Source organism: Sphingomonas sp. ASY06-1R (assembly GCF_052180265.1).
GTDB lineage: Bacteria > Pseudomonadota > Alphaproteobacteria > Sphingomonadales > Sphingomonadaceae > Sphingomonas_I.
On the sequence record NZ_CP197464.1, the window covers coordinates 572,029 to 595,464 of the forward strand.

25 protein-coding genes and 2 pseudogenes are annotated in these 23,436 nt (G+C 64.7%); 17 read left to right on the top strand and 10 right to left on the bottom strand.

Features of this window, described 5'->3' with window-relative positions; all coding sequences use genetic code 11:
* Window positions 1-27 precede the first annotated feature (27 nt).
* Window positions 28-378: a hypothetical protein gene (locus ACSBM8_RS02845; RefSeq protein ID WP_442680162.1), complete on the top strand. Its 351-nt coding sequence runs from the start codon at window positions 28-30 to the stop codon at window positions 376-378.
* Window positions 379-716: 338 nt separating this feature from the next.
* Here the strand turns inward: ACSBM8_RS02845 and ACSBM8_RS02850 are convergent, their stop codons facing one another.
* Window positions 717-1,634, bottom strand: coding sequence for a LysR substrate-binding domain-containing protein (locus ACSBM8_RS02850; protein WP_442680163.1), 918 nt, complete (start codon window positions 1,632-1,634; stop codon window positions 717-719).
* Window positions 1,635-1,743: 109 nt separating this feature from the next.
* On the opposite strand from ACSBM8_RS02850, the gene ACSBM8_RS02855 reads away from it, so the two are divergent.
* The 4 genes from ACSBM8_RS02855 to ACSBM8_RS02870 all read left to right on the top strand — a co-directional run bounded on the left by ACSBM8_RS02855 (window position 1,744) and on the right by ACSBM8_RS02870 (window position 3,563).
* On the top strand, window positions 1,744-2,058 hold the full coding sequence (locus tag ACSBM8_RS02855) for a UrcA family protein (protein WP_442680164.1): 315 nt from the start codon (window positions 1,744-1,746) through the stop codon (window positions 2,056-2,058).
* A 73-nt stretch (window positions 2,059-2,131) separates the two neighbouring features.
* Complete coding sequence (locus tag ACSBM8_RS02860) at window positions 2,132-2,887, top strand: isocitrate lyase/PEP mutase family protein (protein ID WP_442680165.1); 756 nt, start codon at window positions 2,132-2,134, stop codon at window positions 2,885-2,887.
* Window positions 2,888-3,007: 120 nt separating this feature from the next.
* Window positions 3,008-3,250 (top strand): DUF6582 domain-containing protein, encoded by a 243-nt coding sequence (locus ACSBM8_RS02865; protein WP_442680166.1) that lies wholly within the window; start codon window positions 3,008-3,010, stop codon window positions 3,248-3,250.
* A gap of 31 nt (window positions 3,251-3,281) precedes the next feature.
* Window positions 3,282-3,563: a hypothetical protein gene (locus ACSBM8_RS02870; RefSeq protein ID WP_442680167.1), complete on the top strand. Its 282-nt coding sequence runs from the start codon at window positions 3,282-3,284 to the stop codon at window positions 3,561-3,563.
* A gap of 152 nt (window positions 3,564-3,715) precedes the next feature.
* Here ACSBM8_RS02870 and ACSBM8_RS02875 read toward each other — a convergent pair whose 3' ends face one another.
* The gene (locus ACSBM8_RS02875) at window positions 3,716-4,069 is read right to left on the bottom strand and encodes a hypothetical protein (RefSeq protein ID WP_442680168.1); all 354 of its coding nucleotides are present in this window, start codon (window positions 4,067-4,069) and stop codon (window positions 3,716-3,718) included.
* Between the two features lie 242 nt (window positions 4,070-4,311).
* Between ACSBM8_RS02875 and ACSBM8_RS02880 the strand changes: the two genes are divergently transcribed.
* Window positions 4,312-4,896 carry a hypothetical protein gene (locus ACSBM8_RS02880; protein WP_442680169.1) on the top strand — a complete coding sequence of 195 codons (585 nt, stop codon included), beginning with the start codon at window positions 4,312-4,314 and terminating at the stop codon, window positions 4,894-4,896.
* Between the two features lie 44 nt (window positions 4,897-4,940).
* On the opposite strand, the gene ACSBM8_RS02885 is transcribed toward ACSBM8_RS02880, so the two are convergent.
* The 4 genes from ACSBM8_RS02885 to ACSBM8_RS02900 form a co-directional block, all read right to left on the bottom strand.
* The gene (locus tag ACSBM8_RS02885; protein ID WP_442680170.1) at window positions 4,941-5,258 is read right to left on the bottom strand and encodes a hypothetical protein; all 318 of its coding nucleotides are present in this window, start codon (window positions 5,256-5,258) and stop codon (window positions 4,941-4,943) included.
* 15 nt (window positions 5,259-5,273) lie between these two features.
* Complete coding sequence (locus ACSBM8_RS02890) at window positions 5,274-6,182, bottom strand: DUF2268 domain-containing putative Zn-dependent protease (RefSeq protein ID WP_442680171.1); 909 nt, start codon at window positions 6,180-6,182, stop codon at window positions 5,274-5,276.
* A gap of 296 nt (window positions 6,183-6,478) precedes the next feature.
* Window positions 6,479-6,901 carry a hypothetical protein gene (locus tag ACSBM8_RS02895; protein WP_442680172.1) on the bottom strand — a complete coding sequence of 141 codons (423 nt, stop codon included), beginning with the start codon at window positions 6,899-6,901 and terminating at the stop codon, window positions 6,479-6,481.
* Window positions 6,902-6,967: 66 nt separating this feature from the next.
* The gene (locus ACSBM8_RS02900; protein ID WP_442680173.1) at window positions 6,968-7,396 is read right to left on the bottom strand and encodes a hypothetical protein; all 429 of its coding nucleotides are present in this window, start codon (window positions 7,394-7,396) and stop codon (window positions 6,968-6,970) included.
* A gap of 449 nt (window positions 7,397-7,845) precedes the next feature.
* Here ACSBM8_RS02900 and ACSBM8_RS02905 point away from each other — a divergent pair, with 449 nt between their 5' ends.
* The 8 genes from ACSBM8_RS02905 to ACSBM8_RS02940 all read left to right on the top strand — a co-directional run bounded on the left by ACSBM8_RS02905 (window position 7,846) and on the right by ACSBM8_RS02940 (window position 15,214).
* The gene (locus ACSBM8_RS02905; RefSeq protein ID WP_442680174.1) at window positions 7,846-8,955 is read left to right on the top strand and encodes a hypothetical protein; all 1,110 of its coding nucleotides are present in this window, start codon (window positions 7,846-7,848) and stop codon (window positions 8,953-8,955) included.
* Window positions 8,952-9,398 (top strand): hypothetical protein, encoded by a 447-nt coding sequence (locus ACSBM8_RS02910; RefSeq protein ID WP_442680175.1) that lies wholly within the window; start codon window positions 8,952-8,954, stop codon window positions 9,396-9,398. The genes ACSBM8_RS02905 and ACSBM8_RS02910 overlap by 4 nt, the downstream gene beginning before the upstream one ends.
* A gap of 221 nt (window positions 9,399-9,619) precedes the next feature.
* Window positions 9,620-9,964, top strand: coding sequence for a hypothetical protein (locus ACSBM8_RS02915; protein ID WP_442680176.1), 345 nt, complete (start codon window positions 9,620-9,622; stop codon window positions 9,962-9,964).
* A gap of 73 nt (window positions 9,965-10,037) precedes the next feature.
* Window positions 10,038-10,940, top strand: a complete 903-nt coding sequence (locus ACSBM8_RS02920; protein WP_442680177.1) for an HNH endonuclease — start codon at window positions 10,038-10,040, stop codon at window positions 10,938-10,940.
* A gap of 232 nt (window positions 10,941-11,172) precedes the next feature.
* Window positions 11,173-12,213, top strand: a complete 1,041-nt coding sequence (locus ACSBM8_RS02925) for a DNA-methyltransferase (protein ID WP_442680178.1) — start codon at window positions 11,173-11,175, stop codon at window positions 12,211-12,213.
* A complete protein-coding gene (locus tag ACSBM8_RS02930) occupies window positions 12,200-13,948 on the top strand; it encodes a hypothetical protein (RefSeq protein WP_442680179.1) in 1,749 nt (582 codons plus the stop codon). The genes ACSBM8_RS02925 and ACSBM8_RS02930 overlap by 14 nt, the downstream gene beginning before the upstream one ends.
* A gap of 715 nt (window positions 13,949-14,663) precedes the next feature.
* Entirely contained in the window at window positions 14,664-14,912 is a 249-nt protein-coding gene (locus tag ACSBM8_RS02935) for a type II toxin-antitoxin system CcdA family antitoxin (RefSeq protein ID WP_442680180.1), read from the top strand.
* The gene (locus ACSBM8_RS02940) at window positions 14,912-15,214 is read left to right on the top strand and encodes a CcdB family protein (protein WP_442680181.1); all 303 of its coding nucleotides are present in this window, start codon (window positions 14,912-14,914) and stop codon (window positions 15,212-15,214) included. Before ACSBM8_RS02935 ends, ACSBM8_RS02940 begins: the two co-directional genes overlap by 1 nt.
* Before the next feature lie 146 nt (window positions 15,215-15,360).
* On the opposite strand, the gene ACSBM8_RS02945 is transcribed toward ACSBM8_RS02940, so the two are convergent.
* Window positions 15,361-15,981 (bottom strand): hypothetical protein, encoded by a 621-nt coding sequence (locus ACSBM8_RS02945; RefSeq protein ID WP_442680182.1) that lies wholly within the window; start codon window positions 15,979-15,981, stop codon window positions 15,361-15,363.
* A 250-nt stretch (window positions 15,982-16,231) separates the two neighbouring features.
* Between ACSBM8_RS02945 and ACSBM8_RS02950 the strand changes: the two are divergent.
* The 3 genes and pseudogenes from ACSBM8_RS02950 to ACSBM8_RS02960 form a co-directional block, all read left to right on the top strand.
* Window positions 16,232-18,316: pseudogene (locus ACSBM8_RS02950) on the top strand (valine--tRNA ligase); the annotation flags it as partial.
* Between the two features lie 246 nt (window positions 18,317-18,562).
* Window positions 18,563-19,144, top strand: a pseudogene (locus tag ACSBM8_RS02955) (class I tRNA ligase family protein); the annotation flags it as partial.
* Entirely contained in the window at window positions 19,141-19,647 is a 507-nt protein-coding gene (locus tag ACSBM8_RS02960) for a GNAT family acetyltransferase (RefSeq protein WP_442680183.1), read from the top strand. The pseudogene ACSBM8_RS02955 and the gene ACSBM8_RS02960, both read left to right, overlap by 4 nt.
* Before the next feature lie 95 nt (window positions 19,648-19,742).
* On the opposite strand, the gene ACSBM8_RS02965 is transcribed toward ACSBM8_RS02960, so the two are convergent.
* Genes ACSBM8_RS02965 through ACSBM8_RS02975 form a run of 3 tightly spaced genes read right to left on the bottom strand, consistent with a single transcriptional unit; the run spans window position 19,743 to window position 23,358 of the window.
* The gene (locus ACSBM8_RS02965) at window positions 19,743-20,123 is read right to left on the bottom strand and encodes a YdbL family protein (RefSeq protein ID WP_442680184.1); all 381 of its coding nucleotides are present in this window, start codon (window positions 20,121-20,123) and stop codon (window positions 19,743-19,745) included.
* Window positions 20,120-20,302 carry a YnbE family lipoprotein gene (locus ACSBM8_RS02970; RefSeq protein ID WP_442680185.1) on the bottom strand — a complete coding sequence of 61 codons (183 nt, stop codon included), beginning with the start codon at window positions 20,300-20,302 and terminating at the stop codon, window positions 20,120-20,122. The genes ACSBM8_RS02965 and ACSBM8_RS02970 overlap by 4 nt, the downstream gene beginning before the upstream one ends.
* A gap of 47 nt (window positions 20,303-20,349) precedes the next feature.
* Window positions 20,350-23,358, bottom strand: coding sequence for a YdbH domain-containing protein (locus ACSBM8_RS02975; RefSeq protein ID WP_442680186.1), 3,009 nt, complete (start codon window positions 23,356-23,358; stop codon window positions 20,350-20,352).
* Window positions 23,359-23,436 lie beyond the last annotated feature (78 nt).

Consider the following 23,436-nt stretch of genomic DNA (forward strand, 5'->3'; position numbering starts at 1 on the left):
GTCGCCGCGCAAGCGTAGGATAGGCAAATGCACAAGCGGATTAATCTTGCGATAGCCGCGACCGCGCTCAGTGCCGTCTCGACCCAGGCGCAAACGGGCCGGACGATCTACGCCCCCGTCCAAGAGCCGACTGAAAACGCTATTATCCTGTATGGCAAAGCCTCCGCAGTTTCACGGCTTGAGGGCAAGGCGCAGGCTTTGGGCTGGAGGCTCGAGGAGAGATCCGCAGCAACGGGAGGACGCGCGGTCTTGATACTCAAAGAGTCGGTCGCGAATACGGCCAAAGGAGCCCCGATTTGGCAGGCGGCGCAAGAGGCGGGCGTTTCTATCGCTACGTTAATGCAGTTGCCTCCCGCGCGAAAAAGCCCGGCGGGGTAAGTCGGGCTCCAGCAAGCAGGCGGCCCGTTCGAGATGATGGCCTATCCCGGCCAAACCCACGGCTTCACCCCCCGCCTCGTTCCACCGCTGGAAGACGATCGAGGATTTCCTGAACCGCCGCGTGAAGGGGCAAACATCCTCGCCGCAATAGCGTAGCTCCCTCCCCCCCTTGTGGGGGAGGGCGGGGAGAGGGGGTCGCGGTGGCGGGCTCGATGCCCGCCTTCGCGAATTCAGGAAAAGCTCGCTATCGCGCGCAACCCCCCTCCCAACACTCTCCCGCAAGCATGTCCTGAGCAACGCCAGAGGCGGCGTCGACGGCGGGGGAGGGCTATCACCGCTCAACTCCCTAGCGGCACCAATATCCCATAAGGATCGTCTCCCGCCGCCCGCTTGACCGCATCCAGCATCCAGTCGCGAAACAGGCGCACCTTCGGCAGGTTGCGCTTATGCTCCGGATAGACCAGCCAGAAGCCGTTGCGATAGGTCGCGACATGCGGAAAGGGCTGCACCAGCTGCCCCGCCTCGATCTGCGCCTGGAACATGGGCGGGCTGAGCACTGCCACACCGTGGCCGGCCAGGGCGGCATGTCCGTCGAGTATCTGCGACTCGAACCGGATGCCCGCCTGACGTGGATTGCCGGGCTCGGCCAGGGACGAAAACCACAAGTCCCACCAATCGTCGTCGGGGGAGAGCCGCGGCACGGTCAGCAGGTCCGCCGGAGTCTTGAGCGGATGGCGCTCGAGAAAGGCGGGCGTGGCAAGCGGCGTCACCGGCATCCGCATCAGGAAGTGACATACCAGCCCCGGGATCGGCCCGGCCATGCCACGAACGCCGATATCGAACTCGCTCGCCGCCAGATCGACGATCGTGTCGGTGACATCCAGCCGTACCGCAAGTTCGGGGCGCCGGATCTGGAAATCGCCCAGCCGGCCCGCCAGCCAGTTGGTGGCGATCGTGCGGGCGGCGGTGATGCTCAGGATCGTATCGCTTTCGGCCCGCGCCGCGGCGAAGGCGCGGCCCAGCGTAGCGAAGGCTTCATTGACCTGCGGCGCGATCCGGCGGCCCAGTTCGGTCAGGACCATCGATCGGCCCTGGCGGACGAACAGCGGCGCGCCCAGCCGCTCCTCGAGCATCTTCATCTGATAGCTCACCGCCGCCTGCGTCATCGCCAGCTCTTCGGCCGCACGGCTGAAATTGCCGTGGCGCGACGCCGCTTCGAACACCCGCACAGCCGCCAGAGGAGGGATTTGCGCCACTTGAGGAATATAAGGACGGCTTGTGGATCGCGTCCATCACTTTGTTGGAATTGGACGATACCGGACTGCAAACAGGGAGGGTCAATCACGACCCGCAAGGACATGCATCATGCTGAAAATCCTTCCCATATTGCTCCTGGCAACCATGACGTCCGCTGATGCCGTGGCCCAGACTAGGTCCGAGCCCGTTCGCGTGTCCTATCGCGATCTCGATATGCACAGTGCGGACGGCATCAGGGCGTTGGACCGGCGCCTGCTGAGCGCGGTCCGCAAAGTCTGTGGTGACGATCTGAGCATCGACACCTGGAGCAAGATCGCCGCCCGCCGCTGCCATCGCGCCAAGCTCGCCGAAGTCAGGGCATTGCGCGACGCGGTGGTCGCGCGCGCGTCGCGTTCGGCCGAGGCGGTCGCCGCAGCGCGCTGAATGCGGTATGGGATGCCAGGCTGCTGCAACAAGGACAGCTGATAGGCGCATTCGAACACGAAGGGAGGGGCTCATGGCGACGATTGCGGACAAGCGTGCCGGCTTTCGCCGGCTGCATCAGGACGGCTTTTTCATCATTCCCAATGCGTGGGATGCCGGCAGTGCGGCGCGACTGACGGCGCTCGGCTTCCGGGCGATTGCGTCGACCAGCGCCGGGGCGGCCTGGGCAGCGGGCAAGCAGGACGGCGAGCTCGGGCTGGAGGCGGTGCTGGATCATCTGCGCCTGCTCGTCGCCGCCACCGATCTGCCCGTGAATGCCGATTTCGAAAATGGCTTCGCCGACGCGCCGGAGCAGGTTGCGGCCAACGTCACGCGCGGGGTCGCAACCGGCGTCGCCGCCATTTCGATCGAGGATTGGTCCGGTGCAACCATGTACGATCTGCCGCATGCCGTGGCGCGCATCGCTGCCGCCCGTGCCGCGATCGATGCCGCCGATCCGGCGGTGATGCTGATCGGCCGTAACGAGAATTTCCGCGTGCCGGACATGGCGCCCGCGGCCAGCATCGCCCGCGCGGTGGCCTATGCGGAGGCGGGTGCCGATTGCCTGTTCGTCCCGTTCCTGCTGGATCGCGGCGCGGTGGCGGAACTGGTGGCGGCGGTCGCGCCCAAGCCGGTCAACGTGGTCGTGCAGGATTATGCCGGCATCGCCGACTATGCCGCGCTCGGCGTCCGTCGCTGCAGCGTCGGTGCCGGCCTCGCCAGCGCCGCCTGGACGGCGTTCGACGCCGCCGCGCGCAGTCTCAAGGCGGCCGAGCCCCCGCGCGCCTGATCCGGGTCCATCCTGCGCGATCGGAATAAAGTTACGGAACAACGGCTTACGCCCCCGGTTGACTCTGCATCAACCCGAACGACGGGATGCGGCGTCGTTCCCATCAGGATGGAGTGGGTCATGGCCAAGCTGGACGCGAAGGCGCGCGACGATCTGGACGACGGCACATTTGCTTTCCCCAAGGAGCGCAAGGAACCGCTGGAAAATGCCGCCCACGTCCGCAACGCGATCGCCCGCTTCAATCAGGTGACAGACGTCAGCGATGCGGAGCGCGACGCCGCCTGGAAGCGGATCAAGGCCGCCGCCAAGAAGTTCGACGTCACCGTGCACGAACATAGCTGGCGCGACATCGGCAAGGCCTGAGCGACCAACCCCCAACATATAAGGACCCGATATGAGCGACGGAAAAGTGGCGATGCCCGCCAACGGCCAGGGCGGCCCCAAGGTCCGCTCCGACGGCGTCAGCGATGTCGGCAGCGACCGGCGCGGCGGCGGCGGCGAATCCGGCGGCGGTCGTTACGACAATCCCCACAGCGGCAAGGAAGAGGCCGGCGAGAGCAAGGGCTTCGAAGGCGGCCAGAGCGGCCGCGACTATTACGGTCCGGGCCAGCTCGGCGGCGCAAAGGCCGATCCGGACGAGGCGGGGGCCGTCGGCCAGGGCGGCAAGAGGGACTGATCCAGCCGCCCCTCCGGTCGGCGCGTGAGCGTGGTGAGGCCGCACGCCGCGCCTTACCCGGATCCGTCACCCCAGCGCAGGTGGGGCCATCGCCCGAGTCCGCGCCTATGCTGGAGAGAAGCGGCTCCTGACGGCAGCCGCCTCGGTTTCTGTCAGCGCCGTCTCCTCAGTCGCCACAGCGTCAGCAGGCTTGCCGGCAAGCCAATCAGTAGCGTCGCCACGACGAGCAGCAGGCCGCCCAGCACAAAGAGGACAGCCACCACCCCGCCGGCGGTCACCTCACCCGGAGCACCCGTTTTCACCTGATCTGTCAGGAAGGATACGAGCACCATGGTCGCAATCGGAATCGGGCAGACCGCGAGGGTGACGATCAACCATGCCCGCCATGTCGGACGCCAACGGTTCAGGAGCGCGGTCAGCCCTGCCACCGCGGCCGCATAGCCTATGAGGAACAGTGAGATCATGGTGCCGCGATGCGACAAACCGCCCTGCTGGTCAAAGCGCATTATCGCACCGGCCGCGCCATTTCCGACGTGGCGTCGAATCACGTCGCGGGCAGGGGCCTGACGGGCCAGGATGCGCCGTCCCGCCACCTTGGCCCAAGGTCGCCCTCCGATCTTCCAACGTCAGCTGATCGCGAAAGGCGCCTCGGCCTGCAGCGCGTCGGTGCGTGCCGGCCACCGCTACATCGGCTAACGACCCCCAGCAAGAGGTGCGATCCGTGCCGGATCCGGCTGGGGAGGTCGATATGCGCAAGGCTATTCTGCTGCTCGCTGGGGCGTTGGCGATCGCCGGCTGCCGCAAGGCGCCGCAACCCGCGCCGGAGACCCGGCCGGACTGGCGGGGCGCCGCGATCGAGGGCATCGCCCCCTTGATGAGCCCGGCCGAGGTCCAGGCGGCGCTCGATCGACGCGGCTATCGTCAGATCAGATGCACGACCGAGGCGCCGTTGCTCGCCGATCCGCTCAGCCATGGCGATGCCAGTGCGTGCTACCAGGTGCCGGGCGGGCATACGCGCATTTCGCCCTACTTCCTCGATCTGCGTGAAGGCCGCCGGCTGGCCGTCGTCACGTTCAGGCAGCACCGGTTCGATCTCTCGGACGAGGCCCGCATCGCCGCGTCACGCGCCTATGCCGAGCAACTGCACAAGCGCTTCGGCGCGCCATCCATCATCAGCCGGCAGCGCGATTTCACGACGATCTACTGGTCCAGGCCCGGCGGCCGGCGGACGCTGCCCGATCAGGTGACCACGACGATCGACAAGACTTCCGGCCCCAATGTCGAGCTGCGCAGCATGTGGGCCTATGGCCAGCAACGACCGTCCGGACAGTAAGCGCAGGGCTGCGCGCCCATCCCTCACCGCAGCGAATGCGCGCCTTAGCGCCGCTTCCGCAATTGGCGGAGCGTCAGCAGGCTGGCGGCACCGCCTACCAGCAGCGCCGCTCCGGCGATGAACATCCCGCCCAGCACATAGACCATGATCACCATTCCGCTGGCGTCCGTCTCGCCCGGCGGTGCCGGTGTGCGCATCTCAAAACCCGCAAGAGAGACGGCCGTCAGCATCACAGCCGCCGGCACGGGAAAGGTCACCAGGGCGCTGATCGCCAATGTCTCCCACGCGGGGCGCAGCCGATGAATCAGCGCCGTCACCGCCGCGATCGCCGCCGCATACCCGATCACGATCAGCAGGTTCATACGTCCTCGCGGCCCTTATCGCCCGGGCGCAACCTTGGCCTGTTGCAGATGCGCCGTCCATCCGCTCTGGGCGAGGATCGCCTTCGGATCCCGGAGCTCCAGCAGCGTGCGCAACGCGGCGCGCTTGTCCTTCGCTCTCTCGTAATAGGCCTTGGCGATGCGGTAGCCGACCCAATAGCCCAGATCGCCCGGATGATCCGGCGTGCCCGGCCCGTTATACAGCCAGTCCGACAGATCGGTCTTGTCGGCATCCACGATGAACCGCCAATCGATCTCCTGCGCATGCCCCCGCGTCCATCGCTGCAGATGGACATTGGAGACTTGGCCGGAGGCAAGCTCCGCGATCAGCTCCGCCACCCCCTCCAGCAGCGATTGTTTCAGGACGCTGTTGCCCGGCCCATCCAGTGCCTCCGGCTGCTGCACATGGCCATATTCGTGCGCGATCAGGTGATAGAGCCGGTCGGTCAGATCGGGCTGCATCCAGCTGGATCGGCACGCCACCTCCAGCCCGATCAGCACGCCGGATTTGCCGGTCGTGCCGCCGCTCGTATTGCGGCCGATCAGGATCGTGACGGGTGGAAAGGTCGCCTGCGGGTCCAGCGCCGCCAGCCGGCGGAAAAAGCCCTGCAGCCGCGCCTTCACTTGCGGCAGCACGGACAGGCAGGCACGCGCCTGATCGTAAGCCGGGCGGTCGCGCGCGATCCGCTGTGCCAGCGCCGCGCCGGACAGGATCCGGTTCGGCACGAACTGGCGCACGCCGTCCGATCCCCCGTCGATATAGTCCCGCTGCAGTGTTTCGCCCGACGGCGCGCCATGCGCCGCGTCATAGATGCGATAGAATGGGCCGACGTCGGACGTCCGCACCTCCACCGCCGGGCGGGTTGGGGCGGGGCTGGCGGCCACGAGCACGCCCCACGCCGCCATCCATCCCGTCCGTCGCATCCGTGCCTGCCCCCCGACTGCCCCGTCATTGTAGCGAAACGGCGGCCGCGCCGGTAGCGGGCGTCGCTGCCGTCCCGCGTCCCGGCGTCCCGTCGCATTTCGATTTGCCGCGCCCGGCCGGAAGTGCGATCCATCCCCCGGTGATCACGCGCCCGCGCCGCGCGGATCGTTGTGGCACCAGGGCGGAGCGGTGGATGAAAAAGCAGAATATCCTCTTGATCCTCCTCGGCCTCGCCATCCTGGCCCGGCTTATCCTGTTCATGTTCACGGGCTGACGCTCAGCTGTCGCAATAGCGGACCACCCACAGGATCGTCCCGATCTGCAGGATATCGCCGATCACGACGATCCCGTGCAGGCTCGCCGCTGCGGCACCGCTGCTGAAGACGAGCCACGTCGCAAGGATCGCCGCGACCACTTCCGCCACCAGCACCAGCCGAACCGATCGCCGCACGAACGCCTGGCGGTCGGCCGATACCTTTTCCCAGCGCATCAGCCGCTGATAATACATGATCAGGGTCACGCAGATGATGGCGGGAGCACCCGCGCCATTAAATGCGTCCCGCGGGTCTCCACCGCTCATCGCCCGGCGGCTCCCGTCGATCGCAATCGCGATCGCGACTATCCCCAGCATGGCGGCCGCAAACGACAGATAATAAGGTACGGGCGGCCTGTGCGCGGCATCCGGTTCTTGAAAACTCATCGGCGCATCGCGTGAAATCTCTTCGCGGAATGAGCCCGGCCCCAATCATCCTCACGGCTGAGGGGATCACTCCCTGGAATATTGCACCAACCATGTGATCGTGAAAAGCTGGAAGATCAGCGCCCCGATGATGATCGGCCGCATGCCGGCGGCAGGTTCACCGGCGGTAAAGACGAAATAGGCAACCGCGATCGACAGCACGATCTCAAGGAACAGGATCGCCTGAAGGATCCGACGCACCCGCGCCTGTTGGCCGGCGTTCAATCGTCGCGAATAGGTCAGCCGTTGAAAATACAATATTAGGAACACGCCGACGACGCCGGGCGCGCCCCACGCGTTGAGCGCTTTCATGTCGTCCCCGCCCCCGCGGGCGATCACCAGTCCGCCGATCGCGGTGATCAGCCCAACCATCCCGGTCAGTGCAGGACAAAACGTCAGATAATAGGGCATCGATTGCGGCCGTCGGCGCGCTTCATCGGCAGGCGGTGCGTTCATCGGTGGGGTCCCAAGCAATGGATATGCTGCCGTCGCGCCGTCTCGTGCAACAGACTTTCATCATCTTCTATCTCTTCCCGCACTAACAATCCCACGACCCCTGTCTCCGCCGCGCGATTTCCATTTTGCGCGGAGGGATGATCGGTCTCGATCGAATGGCGCGAAATGGCGAAAAATTCAGGCAAGCGATGGAACCTCCTGCGCGCCCGATAGCTATGAGCGTCGCAGACCATATATTGCTGTCCTATTGCTAGACCGTAAGGAACTGTTGCTGCGCTGAAAACCATCGCCGTGTGTCGTGAACAGTAACGATCGCGCCAGAGGAGCACGTCTTGGAGAATTCCCCTGGTAACAAAGTGGGGCGGATCGCCCTTTATGTGTTGGCCGGTGCTGTGCTGCTGCGCGTGCTCTTGTTCCTGCTGATGCGTGGCTGAGAACGGGGGGGATCGATGTCAGGCTTGTTCTACCCATACAAAGACGCACAGGATGCGCTGGCGCATCTCGCCCCTTATGCTGACGGCACCGTCGGTCGCGGGTGTGGCATCAGCTTCACCGATGGCGCGCATATTAGCGTGTTGCGGCGCCCCTTCGGATCGCATCTTTGGCTCACCGTCTGGCGCCGCCACGTCGCGGCTCCGCGGGCACTACCCTCCCGGCGCCAGGACCCATCGAAGCTGCAGCGGATCGAGCATTTTTTTGAACATGCGATGGAGCTGTACGGGCAGTCCAAACTGCAGGAAGCGCAGGCGAACTTGGCGATGGCCCATGCAGTCAGCGGCTTTGTTGATCGCAACATGTGGCAGCCCACCCATGCCTTCCTACTCAGGCACCGATTGTGGGCGGACGCAATCGGCGTCGCCGCCGATGTGGTCGGGGTGGTGGCGGGTCTTACGGTTCTTATCGTGGCTGGTCCGGAACTCGCTCTGGGCGCCGCGATCGTGGCGGGCGCGGCAACCGGCGGGTCGCTCCTGCTTGCCGCGATCGACGGTACGGTTTTGGGCGCCGAACTGGCGGGCAACGACGATCTAGTCAAATACATCGACGAAAACGATGCGTTGCAATGGGCGCGCTTCGCCGGCACAATTATGACGCTTCCGGATGTCGCGGTGGGTGGCGTGCAGGCGCTCAGGGATGTTGGCAAACTGCCGGGCGAAATCCACGAGGCGACCACCCTGTCGCACGCCGCTACTGAGGCAGCGGAAGCGCAGCGCCTTCGCGCGGAGAAGATTTCCAATCCCGCCAAGCATCCTGCCGCCGTCCAGAAGCATCTGCACCGGGCCAATCGGCTCGCGACGCAGGCACAGGCGCAAGCCAAGCTGGCGCACGGAGCGTCCCGGCAGCTGTTCGCCGCCAGGCTGGGCATCGTAGGATCGTTTGGCGCGACTCCGGTCGGCGCGTCATTGATGGCGGCCATGCCGCCCGACGTGCTGCTGACGGAGGCGCAGAAGCGTAGGGATCAAGCGACGCTGGCCGCCATGGTGACTCCAGAGGGCGGCATGCCCCATGATGCGCGGCTCGACATGCGCGTATCCAACATCTCTCGGCCGAGCCACCGGTGAGGGCATCCGTTGTCGATCGGCCGCCGTTCCGGCTTGCCATTGGCTGTTCCGCTATGCTTTCCGCCGGTATTCCTGCGGGCTTTGGCATGGCCATCACGCCATGGTCGCGGTGGGGAATGGACGCCTTCGTCACGGGCATCTGGGTGGGGCTGATCGTGGGAGCATTCTCGACGGTGCCGATCGCGCTCGGCCTCCGTCGGCGGCCACTTTGGTGGCGGCGCTGGGTGTTATGCAGCTTCAGCGCGCTGGCCGCCGGCTGGGTCGTCACCTTTGCCGTCGCTCTCCTTTACCCGCTCGGCCTGGTAAAGCTCCGCATCGGCCCGCTCGGCAGCCTGGCCTCGGTCGGCTGGACCGGCGTTGTCTTCCTCAGCGTTTTGGCGCTGCCCTTCGGGTGGCTCCTGCGTACCCTGCGCGATCCCAGTTGGCGTGAGGGCGCGGACTAAGCCCTATTGCTGCTGCCATCGACCGTGAACGCGACTATGGAGCGCGATTACCCACCGGCGCCGTTGCGCACCTTTCATCGCCACGCGGCACGGCTAAGGCACCAACGTTCGAACCGGGCGTTCAAGTTGGGCAAGCTTCGGGAAGAACCGGCCCTATGACGGGCAGAGGAAAGCTCTTAATTCTGCCGTTGCTCCTGGCGCTATCGTCCTGCCAGCAGGGCGTGGAGCTCACCGTTTCGCAGAAATCGCCGGGCGCGCCGATCAGCCTCAGCATCACATCGCAGTCTATCAACTTTACGGGCTGCATCGACGTTGCGAGTATTTATCCCGTGGGACGAGCCCAAGATTTAACCTGGCAAGCGGGCAGGTCCGATCAAGAGCGCTGCATCCAGGGGATCACCGTCGGATCGCCCGAACGCGGCTTCGTACAGAGCCCGAACCCACCTTCTCTTCCTGACGGCGCCTACTGCGCGCAAGTGAGTGGGCCCGGTTTCAACGCATGGCGCCGCTTCATCATTCGCAACAAAGTGGCGATGCAGGAGAATGGCGGCCCGGGCATGTGTTGAGGCAAACACTCCACGTGCAATAAGGCCAAGCTAACGCGTATAGCCGGCATGGCGAAACGGGGAGGGGGCCGCAATGACGAGAGGCGTGTTCCTGCACCGGGAAGATTCCCGCTACGACGATCGCCCCGCCGAACGATACCAATTCCCACGCCAATATCTCAGCCGCGCCTCGCAATTCGTTGGCGACTGGATCGTCTATTACGAGCCGCGTCGCGGCCCCACCGGCAAAGGCTATTATGCCATCGCCCGGGTCGAACGCATCATCCCGGATCCGACGACGAGCGACATGTTCATCGCCCTGATCGAACCGGGCTCCTATCTGCCATTCGAACGACCCGTGCCCTTTCGCGATGCGGATGGCCCGGTCGAACGCGGAATCCTCAACGAAGCCGGCCGCATCTCCGGCCGAGCCCAAGCCGCCGTCCGCCCCATTTCGATAGAAGACTTCAACCGCATACTCGATCTCGGCATTCCCGACGAGGCGCCACTTCTCCCGCGCGAAGGCGCACCGATCGAGCCGTTACCTGGTCTGCTGCGTGAGGAACCGGCGCCGTTCCTCGACGCCGCCCGCGATCGCGTGAGCTATTACAGCTCCCGCTTGGTCCGCGATCGCGTCTTTCGTCGCGTCGTGCTCGAAGCCTACGATTGCCGCTGCGCCGTCACCGGCCTCAAATTCATCAACGGCGGCGGCCGTGCCGAAGTGGAGGCGGCGCATATCAAACCCGTCGAACAGGACGGACCCGACGATATCCGCAACGGCATCGCGCTATCGGGAACGGCGCATTGGATGTTCGATCGCGGCCTCATCAGCCTTGCGGACGATCTGCGACTGCTCGTCTCGCGGCAAGTGAACGACGCCGATAGCGTGTGGAAGCTATTGAACGTGTCGAGAACGGCGGACGCGCCCTCCAACCCCGCGCACCGACCGCATCCGACCTATTTGGCGTGGCATCGCGAAAACTGCTTCAAGCATTGATGGCGGATTTTTCGGGTTGGGAGCCGGCTGACCACTTAAGTATCCTGCCTGAGCCTATCTCGCTAGCGAGCTGCCGATTGCCAACAATCGATTGGTATGATCTACGGCCCCTAGTGGGGATATAATGAGCGCAATAACCATCAGCCAGTCTGCGCAGCGCAAGCGCCTGAACGATGTGCTTACCGTTGAGTTTCAATGGACTGAGCTGCTTTCCATCGCTCCGGGCTTGTGAATGTTCTATAAAGTCGATCAAATTCCAGCTCCGGCGGAAATGAACCTTTTATACGAAGAATTGGGCAGTTCCGATCAAAAGATCAGTGAGCCTCGATTGCTCATTGGAGATGTCCTGGAGCGACTCCGTGACATTGAACCTGCGAGCTGCGCTTTAGTCATATCGTCACCTCCATATAACATAGGAAAACCCTACGAACGAACGGATGAAAGAACTTACGAGGAATATTTGGCGTGGCAGCGGCAGATCATCGAAGCCATGCTGCCCGCCCTTACTGAGAACGCTTCTGTATGTTGGCAGGTTGGCACTTACATTGCCGATGGAGAGCTATTTCCCCTCGACGTTCCGTTCATCGGTATTTTCCGTAGCTTGGGATTTCGTCTCCGCAATCGCATCATCTGGCGCTACAACTTCGGATACAACGCTGACAAACGTTTCTCGGGCCGCTACGAGACGGTGCTGTGGTTCAGTAGGACCAACACCTATACGTTTAACCTCGACCCCGTTCGCATCCCTCAGCTTTACCCCGGAAAGCGCCACAGCGCGTCGAAGGGGGAGAAGAGTGGAAAGCCGAGCGGTAATCCCTTGGGCAAAAACCCGTCGGACTACTGGGAATTCTCGGCCGTAGAGGACTTTCAAAATAATCCAGTCTGGGATGTTCCTAACGTCAAGGCGAACCACCCTGAGCACACGGAACATCCCTGCCAGTTCCCCGTGGAACTCGCCGAACGCTGCGTGCTCGCGCTCAGCAAGATGGGAGAGACGGTGCTTGATCCTTTCATGGGCACTGGCGCCACCGCAATCGCCGCGGTGAAGCACGGCCGGCATGCCGTCGGCATCGACCGACATCCACCCTATCTTGCGATCGCGGCAGAACGCATCGCCCAATATGCCAAGGGCCAGCTGCCGCTCAGACCTTTGGGCAAACCCGTCCGCCGCCCGCGATCCACGGAGAGGGTCGCTCAGGTTCCCTTCGAATGGCGGCAAGACGAGACCGAATCCGAACCTTCTTCAGCTGGAGGCAAAGATGGCGAAAGCTAAGGTTGCGAAACCTAAGAAGGTGCTAAGCTCTGAGGAGATAGCCAGGCGCAACCTGCAGCGGCGGCACCGTCGCGAGATTCGAGAGGTCTTCTCCGCGGTGGGCTTCCAGCGTGCCGAGGGCGCGTCTGATAAGGAGTTTACCTATAGTGGAGTAACTTCTGATTTCGACGACGTCTTCATCCTAGAGAACGTTGTTGTCTTCGCCGAGTACACGACGTCTAATGACATCTCCGAGCACGCCAAGAAAAAGTACCTGATGTATGACCGCATCCGGAGCGACGATGCAAAATTTATCGGCTTCGCACGGGGCGCGCCGCTCGGTATCTCCACCACCTTGGGATCAAAGTATAGTGACAACCAAATACGGGTGGTTCTGCTATACTGTTCTCTGAATACAGTTCAGGCGGAGCTAAAGGCCCAGATAGACCATGCTTTATTCATGGATTACAGCGTTGTTAGGTACTTTAAGCTCTTGACCAAGACGGTGCGTAAGTCTGCTCAACACGAGCTTCTGGCTTTTCTGGGTGTGGAGTGCAGGGATTTTTCTGACAAGGCACTTAATGCTAACGCCTCAGCGCGTGACCCTTTTAACGGCTCGGTCTTACCTGAGCATCATTCCAAGTTTCCAACGGGCTACAAGGTAGTTTCCTTCTACATCCAGCCGTCGGCGCTATTGTCGCGAGCTTATGTCCTTCGTCGGGACGGATGGAGGGATCGGGGCGGTCTGTATCAGCGAATGATCCTGCGAGCCAAGCTAGACTCCATTCGGAAGTATCTTGTCGATCAGAAACGGGTATTTGTTAATAACATCATCGTCACCCTGCCATCTGGCACCAAAATTCTTGATGCAAACGATAACACGATCAACACTGCGACCATTCACACAACACAACCAGCCGTCATTTCAATCCCTAGCGAATTCAACTCAGTCGGGATTATTGATGGCCAACATCGTGTTTTTTCTTACTACGAAGGAGGGGCCAACGAGAACGTCATCGGCTCACTGCGGACGCAACAAAATCTCTTAGTCACCGGTATCATTTATCCAGACAAGGTAAGCGATCCAGAGAAGACCCGCTTCGAGGCCGGGCTTTTCTTAGAAATCAACTCTACTCAGTCAAACGCTAAGTCCGAGCTCAAGCAGGCGATCAATCAGCTCATCCGCCCTTTCCTCGCGGACTCTATCGCTCGAGATGTTCTAGACAAGCTAAACGAAGGCCAAGGAGCTCTTTCCGGCAAATTCTCGCAGAGTTTCTTCGACGCTAGCGGTTTGCGCACTACCTCTGTGGTTAGCTACGGGCTTCGCCCACTTGTCAGGCCTAGCGCTCCTGGTCCGCTCTTTGCGCGATGGATGGATGCTGAAAAGGATAACTTTGTCGGTTCGGAGGACGACGCCGCCCGCAAGCGTTACATCGACTATTGCGCGAGCCAGATCGGGTTGTTCTTCGCCGCGGCGAAATCGCGCCTACCCGCTGATCGATGGACGACCTCCCGGGCGGTCCAAAACCGCCTGCTGACCCCGACCGTTATCAACGGGCTGATTGGCGCTATGCGGCAGGCGCTGGACGCCGGAGTGGAGGTAACATTCGAGCATCTACGTAATCGGCTTACGGGTCTGGATACCTTTGCGTTCGAGAAGTATCGCTCGAGCCAATACACAGTGATGTCCAGCGCGCTCTTTAAGACCTTCTTTGCACCTGACCAGGCGTCGAAGGCGAAGGCGCCGCAGGTGTGAGCGACACGCTACGACGCGAACTGCGAAGAGGCGGTGGCATGAGTTACTGCATTCGTCTGAAAAGCTAACGGTAGCTTTCGATAATATGAGGGAAGCGCTAGAGCCCGACATTAGCGCGCACTGCGGTCACGCGTTACTAATTGGTCCTGATTCTGAGCACAGTTAGCCGAGCGCGCTAATCTACGACCTGTGTCACCATTCCCCTCAAATCTCCCGCCTCTCCACCTCCCACGCCCGCATCAACGCCTCCACCTCCGCATCCAACCTCTGCTGACACCCACGCCCCGGCGCATTCCCACGCGACCGCGCCTTGTCGTCATCCGTACGGGGGCCCGTCGAATGCGCCCACGCCTTGCGCGCTGTCATCATCCGCGCATAGGCCGCGCGCCGTTCAGGCGTCCAACCCTTCGCCATAGGCCTCCCGTTCCGCATTGCGTGCCGCCCAATCGTCTGCCCGCTCGGCCTCGCCCGCGGCCATCCTATACCCACACCGCGGTCGCGTGGGCACACGATGAGACGCTTGATGCACGTGATCTGCCGCGACGCCTCCATCTCCTTCGTCGGCCGGTTCGCCATGTCGCTCAGCGCGCGTGGCGTCGCGCGGCACTGTGCCTGCGCCCGCACCGCCAGTCGCAGATAGAGCTCAGCCGCAATGTTCGCCGCTACAGAGCGCCTATATATTGCGCCGCACAGCTCATGCGCATAATCAATGCATATGATGATCGCTTTTTTGCCCAATGCTGCGCCCCGCCGCCCAACCAACGTCTCGCTGAATCCCGCGCTGGTCGCGGAGGCGCGTGCGCTTGGCGTCAACATCTCACGGGCATGCGAACGCGGTTTGGCCGAACAGATTGGCGAGGCGCGCGCCGCGCAATGGCTGGCGGAAAATGGTGCGGCGGTCGAATCGTCCAACGCTTATGCCGAACGGCATGGCCTTCCGCTGGCCGCCTCCCGCCTCTTCTGATGGCGCGGCTCGATGTGCATGCCCGGCTTGATGGCGGGGCGGGGTATCTACTGGACGTTCAGGCCGATCTTCTTTCGGGTCTGAACACGCGCTTGGTGGTCCCATTGCTCCCGCTCGATCAGGCCCCGGCGCCGGCCGCGCGGCTCAATCCGGTGTTCGATATTGCCGGTCGGCCGCACGTCATGGTGACGCAGTTCGCCGCGGCGGTGCACATCCGTGAGCTGGGCGAGCGCGTTGCCGTCCTGTCGGATGCGCATGAGATCGTCACCGCCGCGCTCGATCTGCTCATTACCGGGGTCTAGGCGTCCCGTCGCGCCGCGCTGGGCCGAACTGCGACACGCGCATCTCCTCCCACGCCCGCATCGCCGCCTCCACCCCCGCCAGCTCCGCATCCAACTTCTGCCGGCACCCGTTCCCCGCCGCATTCCCGCTCGACCGTTTCTTCCCCTTATCCGTACGGGGTCCGGTCGAATGCGCCCACGCCTGGCGCGCCTGCATCATCCGCGCATAGGCCGCGCGCCGCTCCCCCGTCCAACCCTTCGCCATAATCCTCCCGTTCCGCATTGCGTGCCGCCCAATCGTCCGCAGGCCCGGCTTCGCCCGTGCGCATGCCGCTTGGCCCGTCGTGGCCACGCGGCTGGACGATGATACGCTCGATGCGCGTTATCGGCCGTGGCGCCTCGACCTCCTTCGTCGGCCGGTTCGCCATGTCGCTCAGCGCGCGCAGCGTCGCGCGGCACTGCGCCTGCGCGCGTATCGCCAGTCGCAGATAACGCTCGGCCGCGATGCCCGGTCGGCCCAAAGCCGCCTGGCCGCGCCGCGCCATCTCGGCAAAGATGGCGTTGAGCGCGATCGCCTGTCCCGCCAGCATCGCCTCCGGGCCGGCCAGCGCGCCCTCGCGCACCGCCTGCACCTGATCCAGCACCGCCTCATAGCCGGCCTGCGGGTCGATCCCGGCGCCGCTCGCCTCTTCCCAGAACGCCGCCACCACCATCGAACTCGTCACGCACGGGTCCACCGCCTGCGCCGCAGTCTCGCGCCGCCGCGCACCGTCCGCATCCTCGCTCATCCCCACCTTATCCCACTTTCTGGCTTGACCAACATACGTATATAACATACACATCGCCAGCTGAAAGTCAAGTAATTACGCTATTAGCGTACGGCGTCGCTCTTTCTCATGTCAGTTTCAAATCCGCCGGGCCTCGGCCGCACAGCGACGCGCCGGCGATCATCAAGTTCGTTTCTGGTGTTTTTTGTTTTTCCCCTCGTGGATCGGCCCTCTCGCATCACCGGCAAACGCCCTCTAAAGCCCTCCCGCTATGACCATCGACAAAACCTTCGATCCCGCCGCCATCGAATCCCGCTGGTACAGCCATTGGGAGGAGGGCGGCCTGTTCCGCCCGTCCCGTGACGACGCGCAGCCCTTCACCATCGTCATCCCGCCGCCCAACGTCACCGGCTCGCTCCACATCGGCCATGCGCTCGACGTGACGCTGCAGGACATCCTCGTCCGCCACGCCCGCCTGCAGGGCAAGGACGCGCTCTGGGTGGTCGGCACCGATCATGCCGGCATCGCCACGCAGATGGTGGTGGAGCGCAACCTGGGCGCGGAAGGGATCACCCGCGCATCGCTCGGCCGCGACGCCTTCATCGACAAGGTGTGGGAATGGAAGGCGGAGAGCGGCGGCACCATCACCCGCCAGCTCCGCCGCCTCGGCGCGTCCTGCGATTGGGCCAATGAGCGCTTCACGATGGACGCGGGCTTCTCCCGCGCCGTGCTCCACGTCTTCGTCGCGCTCTACAATCAGGGCCTGCTCTATCGCGACAAGCGCCTGGTCAATTGGGATCCGCACTTCCGCACCGCCATCTCCGATCTCGAGGTCGAGACGAAGGAGCGCAACGGCCAGTTCTGGCACCTCACCTATCCGCTGGCCGACGGGTCCGGCACCATCTCCGTCGCGACCACGCGGCCGGAAACCATGCTCGCCGACATGGCGGTCGCGGTGAACCCGTCCGACGAACGCTACACCGCCCTCATCGGCCAGCAGATCAAGCTGCCGATCACCGGCCGGCTTATCCCCATCGTCGCCGACGAGCATGCCGATCCGGAACTCGGTTCGGGTGCGGTCAAGATCACCCCCGGCCACGACTTCAACGATTTTGAGGTCGGCAAGCGAGCCGGCTTCAAGGCGGCCGAGATGCTCAACATGCTCGATGCCGAAGCCCGCATCCAGCAGACCGCCGACGGCCTCATCCCCGCCGACCTGATCGGGCTCGATCGGTTCGAGGCGCGCGACCTCATCGTCAAATTGCTCGACGAGGCCGGCGCGCTGGAAAAGGTCGAGGACCGCGTCATCCAGACGCCCTATGGCGATCGCTCGGGCGCGGTGATCGAGCCGTGGCTGACCGATCAATGGTATGTCGACGCCAAGACGCTGGCCGGCCCCGCGCTCGACGCGGTCCGCTCCGGCGACATCCGCGTCGTGCCCGAAACCTGGAAGAAGACCTGGTACAATTGGCTCGAGAATATCCAGCCCTGGTGCGTCAGCCGCCAGCTCTGGTGGGGCCACCAGATCCCCGCCTGGTATGATGAAGACGGCCAAGTCTACGTTGCCGAAAGCGAAGCCGAAGCACAGACCCAGGCCGGCAACAAACGCCTCACCCGCGACACCGACGTCCTCGACACCTGGTTCTCCTCAGCCCTGTGGCCCTTCGCCACCCTCGGCTGGCCGGAAGACGACCGCAACCAACCTCCGTTCGCCCTGAGCGAAGTCGAAGGGCGGTCTACCACCGAACATGCTTCGACTACGCTCAGCACGAACGGTGTTGGGCATAAACCCTCAATGGTCTCCCGCCACTACCCCAATGACGTCCTCATCTCCGGCTTCGACATCCTCTTCTTCTGGGATGCGCGCATGGCGATGCAGGGCCTGCACTTCATGGGCGAGAAGCCGTGGAAGACGCTCTACCTCCACGGCCTCGTGCGCGACGCCCACGGCGCCAAGATGTCCAAGTCCAAGGGCAACACCGTCGATCCGCTCGGCCTGATCGACAAGTACGGCGCCGACGCGCTGCGCTTCACGCTGGCGGCGATGGAAAGCCAGGGCCGCGACATCAAGCTCGATGAGAAGCGCGTCGAAGGCTATCGCAACTTCGCGACCAAACTCTGGAACGCCGCCCGCTTCGCCCAGTCCAACGGCATCGGCGGCTCGACCGCGCTGGAGCCGCCCAAGGCCGATCTCGCCGTCAACCGCTGGATCCTCGCCGAAACCGTCAAGACCATCCAGTCCCTCGACTTCGCCCTCGCCGACCTCCGCTTCGACGAGGCCGCCAACACCATCTACCACTTCACCTGGGCCAGCTTCTGCGACTGGTACCTCGAACTGATCAAGCCTGTCCTGAGCAAGGTCGAAGGGCCTGTCATCGGTAACACCGTTCGTGCTGAGCCTGTCGAACCGGAGGTCGGCGAAAGCCAAGCATCAACCTTCTCGACCCTCGGTGCAGACCTCACCCCTCCGCTCGCCCTGAGCGAAGTCGAAGGGCGCTCTACGGACGGAGAGGATGCTTCGACTTCGCTCAGCACGAACGGGGACGCCGCCGAAACCCGCGCCGTCGCCGGCTGGGTGCTCGACCAGATCCTGGTCCTGCTCCACCCCTTCATGCCCTTCCTCACCGAGGAACTTTGGCACGCGCTGGCCACGCGCCCCAACGATCTGATCCTCGCCCGCTGGCCGATGGCCGACGCCCGCGCGATCGACCCCGAAGCCTCGGCCGAAGTCGAATGGCTGATCAAGCTGGTCAGCGAGATCCGCACCGCCCGCAGCGAACTCAACGTGCCGCCCGGCGCCAGGCTGCCCCTGTTCGTGGCCGATGCCTCAGATCAGACCGCCGCCCGCCTCGACCGGCAGCACGCCGTCCTCTCGCGCCTCGCCCGGCTCGACTCGATCCAGCGCGCGCCCTTCACCGGCACCGGCGCCGCGCAGGTGGTGGTCGATGAGGCCACCTATGCGCTGCCGCTGGAAGGCGTGATCGATCTCGCCGCCGAACGCGCCCGCCTCGCCAAGGGTGCCGAAGCCGCCGAGAAGGAACGCGACAGCCTCGCCGGCCGCCTCAAGAACCCGGCCTTCGTCGAAAAAGCTAAGCCCGAGGCCGTCGCCAAGGCCCGCGAAGATCACGACGCCAAGGCCGCCGAAGCCGAACGCCTCCGCGCCGCACTGGCAAGGCTGGGATGAGCCACACCCCCGTCGCCCCGGCGGAGGCCGGGGCCGCAGGAAGTGAAGGACAGCCCACGCCACCAGCGGCCCCGGCCTCCGCCGGGGCGACGATCGCGCCCCTCTCGCCTGACGAGGCCGAGCAGGCGATCGACCTCTGGGACGAGGCGAACCTCCTCCAGCCCTGGAACGACCCCCGCGCCGACATTGCCGCCGCGCTTGCCTGCCCGACCGCGACCATCCTCGCCGCCCGCGAAGGCGGCCGCATCATCGCCACCATCATGATCGGCTATGACGGCCACCGCGGCTGGTTCTACTATCTCGCGGTCGCCCGCAGCCATCGCCGCACCGGCCTCGGCCGCGCGATCGTCGCCGCCGGCGAAGACTGGCTGGTTGCACAAGGGGCAGGCACGATCCGCCTGATGATCCGCGCCGAGAACGCGCACGTCGCCGGCTTCTACCGCGCCCTCGGCTACGAGCAGAGCGACCTCATCGTCATGGGCAAGCGCTTCGGCCAGGGTTGACGCCAACCGAGAACCCCGTTCGCCCTGAGCGTAGTCGAAGGGCGCTCCACACCCGTGTTGCTTCGCCTTGCCCAGCGCGAACGCTTTGCTTCAGATCACCCGCCGCACTGGCTCGGCAGCGTGATCGGGCCGCTGCCCTTCACCGCCCACGCCCCGCCGACATTATAGGCGCGGCCCGGCCTCAGCTTCGCCAGCGTGTTGCAGCCGACCGACACCGCGAACGCCTCGATCGGCACATTCTTGGCCTGCGCCACCTGGGTATAGCCCTGGCGCCGCTTGATGTTGATCGCGTCCACCTCCGCCTTCAGCGCGGGCGACGGCGGGCGAGCGAAGCCCAGATAGCCGTCCGCCTGCTCGCCGACCGCGCCCGAGGCGAGCGCTGCATCGACCGCCGGGCTCTGCGCCAGCACGGGTGCGGCTGCGAGCAGGGACAGGCCGGACAGGGCGGCCATGAGGGAGAAGCGATACTTGGTCATTTCGGGAACAGCTCCGGATTGGAGGCGATGAAGTCGCTCGCGTCCTGCTTCAGACTGACGACGACCTCCTGCTTCACGTTGATGTTCAGGTTGATCTCGATCGGCTTGTCGGGGGCCTTCACTGTGATGCAGCCTGACAGGATCAGGCTTGCACCAACGGCAAGGGGCCACCGAGTCATCGACCAAGGGCTCGCACCTGAACGATTGATCGTCAAGCATGGGCTGTTCATCGCACGACTCCGCTTGCGGGGGGCTGAATGTTCGGTTCAGCGCCGGTTGGCTGGGGTGAAGGGGACACCTGCGTCAGCAGCAGGCTGGGATCGATATAGGACCGCGCGGAGCCGACCAGGCCGCGGAACGGCGCGCGGATCGCGATGTTGAACCGGAACGGCAGGTTGCGGATCAACCGCGTGACCAGGCTTTGCTCGGGCGTCGCCTCGCGGATGCCGGTGAAGCGGACCATGCTCACCATCTCGCCATCCAGCCGCCCGTCGAGCCGGATGTCGAGCGAGGAATAGCGGATCGCCTTCAGCGCATCGAAGGCGAGTTTGCCCATCATGCCCAGCTGCGCATTGGAGACCTGACCGATATAGGCCAGCGTTCCGGTGTCGCGCGCGGTGATCCGGCCCTGCTCGATCCGCCCGCCGGCCTGGTCGAAGATCATCGGCAGTTCGCCGTCGAACGTGCCCGTCGCGGAGATGTTGGGGAAGTCGAGCTGCTGGATGAAGGCGGCGGCATTCAGGCCACGGATGCGGAAGGTCAGGCGCCGGTCCGCGCCGCTGCCAAACGCCACGATCGCCGGATCGAGGCTCAGATTGCCCCCGGCAAACGGCCAGTTGGCGGAATCGATCTGCGCGCGATTCTGCCCGATCAGGCGGTAGCGCACGACGCCGTTCGTCACCGCCACGCCCGGATTGATCTCGGCGACGGTCGCCTCCTGGTCCGGCGCGGTCACCAGGCCCAGCAGGTCGGTGAAGTGGATCTTGCCCTTCAGCCCCACGACCGGCCCGAAGGCGGCGGCGAAGTCGGTCCGTTCGGTGGAGAAATCGCCCTGGCTGCTCACCCCCTGGTTATTCCAGTCGATCCGCCCGCGCCCCGCAACGGTGCCCGCGACGTTGGCGATCACGCCCAGCGTCAGCGGCGTGATCTGGTCCGGCTGCAAGCCCTTGGGGACGAAGGTGATGCCGGCCACGTCCAGCGTCGCGTGGCCGGTGCCGCTGGACAGATCATGGATCAGCGCCATCCGGGTGACTTCGGCCCTGCTTTTCGGCTCGCGCAGCGTCGCCGTGGCCGTGATCGTCCCGCCGTCCAGGCCCAGGGAGGCGTCGTCGGTGGCCAGCGGCCGGAACCGCGGCGTCGCCGTCTCGGCATCGCTGATGTTGAGCATACCCGCGAGCTTCAGCCGGCCCCCGGCCACGGTCCAGTCGCCCTGGGCGTCTGCCAAATTGAGCGGCACATTGGCGATCGCGCCGCTGGCGCCCCCAAACCTGCCGCCGACGCGACCGTCGCGGATCGTGCCCTCCAGCGTATCGATCGCAACATGCGTCTGCTGGTCCGCGCGTCCCAGCGTTGCGCTGACCCCACGCGCGGAGAGGACGCTGCCGCTCAGCATTGCCTGTGCCGCGCCCACTGCCACCGGGGCACCGTCGCGCGTGCGCCCCGCCAGCCGGATCGCACCGGTCCGGGCCTGGATGCGCCAGCCGCCGTCCGCGGTGCGCGCGACGATCGGCGCGCCGCAGACGGGCAGCCGCGCTGCGTCGAAGGTGAAGGAGGTCAGCTGCAACCGGTCGAATGCGAGGATGTGGCAGCCGGCATCGAGCTGGGCCGCGCCCGCAGCCGAGACGGTGCCGCGCAACGGGATCGTCAGCCCGCGCACGGCGCCGCCGTTCAGTGGTCCATCGAGCGTCAGGACGGTGCCGAATTGCGCAGTTCGTCCATCCCAGCTGACGCGAACGGGCGTCGCCGCCAGCCGGGCAGCGCCGGCGCGATAGGGTTGAAGGACGGCGTCGGCCGTCAGCGGCGCCCCCGCCTTGGCCTGCCGCAGCCGAAGCGCCAGCGAGGGCAGATCGCCGCCTGTCATCGAGATATCGGCATCGCTCTGAAAGCCCGCTGGGCTCCAGCTGAGACCGCCGCGTTCGACGGCGTCAATGCGCGCGCCATTCGTCCCACGTAGGGTTGCCCGATGGACCCGCACGTCGATCGGCTGCCCGACATTGCCGATAATATTGAGGTCGAGCGTCGCGTCACTGCGGCGCAGCAGCCGTGCCACGGCGTCGATCGCGCGCGTCACGACCGGGCCTGCGGGCGTACCGTCGGCGCTGTGCGCGAGGGGAGCAACGCGCCTGGTCAATGCAGGCGCGGAGAGCGACTTCATCGTCAGCCGACCTGCCGCGCCAAAGCCGCTGGACGAGCGCGATCCGGTAATGGTCCCGCTGACGGACGCGACCTCGATCGCATGGAGCCGGCCGCCGAAGCCCGCGACATTCGCGTCCAGCGTCAGCCGTTCGAACCCCGGATCCGTCGCCGCCACAATCTGTGCGGCGCCTTGGCCAAGCTGGATATTCTGCGCGGGACAGGCGACGCCGCTGGTGCGGATCGGTCCGCGCGCCGACGGTTTGCCGCCGTCGGTCGCGATCTGCAGTACCGCCGCGACATCGCTCGCCGTGCATCCGCCGGCCGTCAGCGACAGGGAGGCCAGCCGTGCTTCGCCAGCGAATGTCCGCGCCGGATTGCCTTCGCCGACGACCGCCAGGCTCATCGTGCCGGCCGGCGTGCCGAGCACCACCTGGGCATCGCGCAGGGCTAAAGCGATATCCGGCAATCCCGCCTTGCCGCTGGATTTGGGGAGCAGGCGATCGAGCGCGCCCAGGTGAAATCCCCGCGCGTCATACAAAGCGCGCAACCGTACGCCGTCGACGCTGATCCGGCGCACGAACGGCCCGCTCCACCCATAGCCCAGATCGACATCGATACGGCGCGCGATGAGATCGGGCGCAGCCGGGTCTCCGATCCGGACATCTTCCATCCGTTCCTGGAAGGGCCCGACCTTGGTGAAGCGATAGGATGCGGGCACGTTGGCGGCGCGCAACTTGCCATCGACGATCCGCGCGGCCAGCTGGAACCGCGCAAACCATGCGGCCGCCACAGCCAATAACAGCAGCACAAGCAGCACCAGCAGGGTGGCCGTTACAGGGCGCTGTCGTGCAGGCCCGATCAATCTGGGGAGAGAAGCCACGCGCCCATTAGGCGGATAATATGCTCAGGTAAAAGTTCGGAGCCGGCAGCCGGCGCATTCGTTACACGACCGAAGGAG

Excerpts from the sequence above, each read along its gene's own strand:
- ACSBM8_RS02875 (WP_442680168.1), bottom strand. The coding sequence starts at position 4,069 with ATGCGCTTTGACCAGCAGGGCGGTTTGTCGCATCGCGGCACCATGATC.
- ACSBM8_RS02960 (WP_442680183.1), top strand. The coding sequence starts at position 19,141 with ATGAGCCACACCCCCGTCGCCCCGGCGGAGGCCGGGGCCGCAGGAAGT.
- ACSBM8_RS02870 (WP_442680167.1), top strand. The coding sequence starts at position 3,282 with ATGAGCGACGGAAAAGTGGCGATGCCCGCCAACGGCCAGGGCGGCCCC.
- ACSBM8_RS02945 (WP_442680182.1), bottom strand. The coding sequence starts at position 15,981 with ATGAGCGAGGATGCGGACGGTGCGCGGCGGCGCGAGACTGCGGCGCAG.
- ACSBM8_RS02970 (WP_442680185.1), bottom strand. The coding sequence starts at position 20,302 with ATGACTCGGTGGCCCCTTGCCGTTGGTGCAAGCCTGATCCTGTCAGGC.
- ACSBM8_RS02855 (WP_442680164.1), top strand. The coding sequence starts at position 1,744 with ATGCTGAAAATCCTTCCCATATTGCTCCTGGCAACCATGACGTCCGCT.
- ACSBM8_RS02965 (WP_442680184.1), bottom strand. The coding sequence starts at position 20,123 with ATGACCAAGTATCGCTTCTCCCTCATGGCCGCCCTGTCCGGCCTGTCC.
- ACSBM8_RS02890 (WP_442680171.1), bottom strand. The coding sequence starts at position 6,182 with ATGGCGGCGTGGGGCGTGCTCGTGGCCGCCAGCCCCGCCCCAACCCGC.
- ACSBM8_RS02935 (WP_442680180.1), top strand. The coding sequence starts at position 14,664 with ATGATGATCGCTTTTTTGCCCAATGCTGCGCCCCGCCGCCCAACCAAC.
- ACSBM8_RS02895 (WP_442680172.1), bottom strand. The coding sequence starts at position 6,901 with ATGAGTTTTCAAGAACCGGATGCCGCGCACAGGCCGCCCGTACCTTAT.
- ACSBM8_RS02905 (WP_442680174.1), top strand. The coding sequence starts at position 7,846 with ATGTCAGGCTTGTTCTACCCATACAAAGACGCACAGGATGCGCTGGCG.
- ACSBM8_RS02920 (WP_442680177.1), top strand. The coding sequence starts at position 10,038 with ATGACGAGAGGCGTGTTCCTGCACCGGGAAGATTCCCGCTACGACGAT.
- ACSBM8_RS02940 (WP_442680181.1), top strand. The coding sequence starts at position 14,912 with ATGGCGCGGCTCGATGTGCATGCCCGGCTTGATGGCGGGGCGGGGTAT.
- ACSBM8_RS02860 (WP_442680165.1), top strand. The coding sequence starts at position 2,132 with ATGGCGACGATTGCGGACAAGCGTGCCGGCTTTCGCCGGCTGCATCAG.
- ACSBM8_RS02900 (WP_442680173.1), bottom strand. The coding sequence starts at position 7,396 with ATGAACGCACCGCCTGCCGATGAAGCGCGCCGACGGCCGCAATCGATG.
- ACSBM8_RS02845 (WP_442680162.1), top strand. The coding sequence starts at position 28 with ATGCACAAGCGGATTAATCTTGCGATAGCCGCGACCGCGCTCAGTGCC.
- ACSBM8_RS02925 (WP_442680178.1), top strand. The coding sequence starts at position 11,173 with ATGTTCTATAAAGTCGATCAAATTCCAGCTCCGGCGGAAATGAACCTT.
- ACSBM8_RS02885 (WP_442680170.1), bottom strand. The coding sequence starts at position 5,258 with ATGAACCTGCTGATCGTGATCGGGTATGCGGCGGCGATCGCGGCGGTG.
- ACSBM8_RS02930 (WP_442680179.1), top strand. The coding sequence starts at position 12,200 with ATGGCGAAAGCTAAGGTTGCGAAACCTAAGAAGGTGCTAAGCTCTGAG.
- ACSBM8_RS02865 (WP_442680166.1), top strand. The coding sequence starts at position 3,008 with ATGGCCAAGCTGGACGCGAAGGCGCGCGACGATCTGGACGACGGCACA.
- ACSBM8_RS02880 (WP_442680169.1), top strand. The coding sequence starts at position 4,312 with ATGCGCAAGGCTATTCTGCTGCTCGCTGGGGCGTTGGCGATCGCCGGC.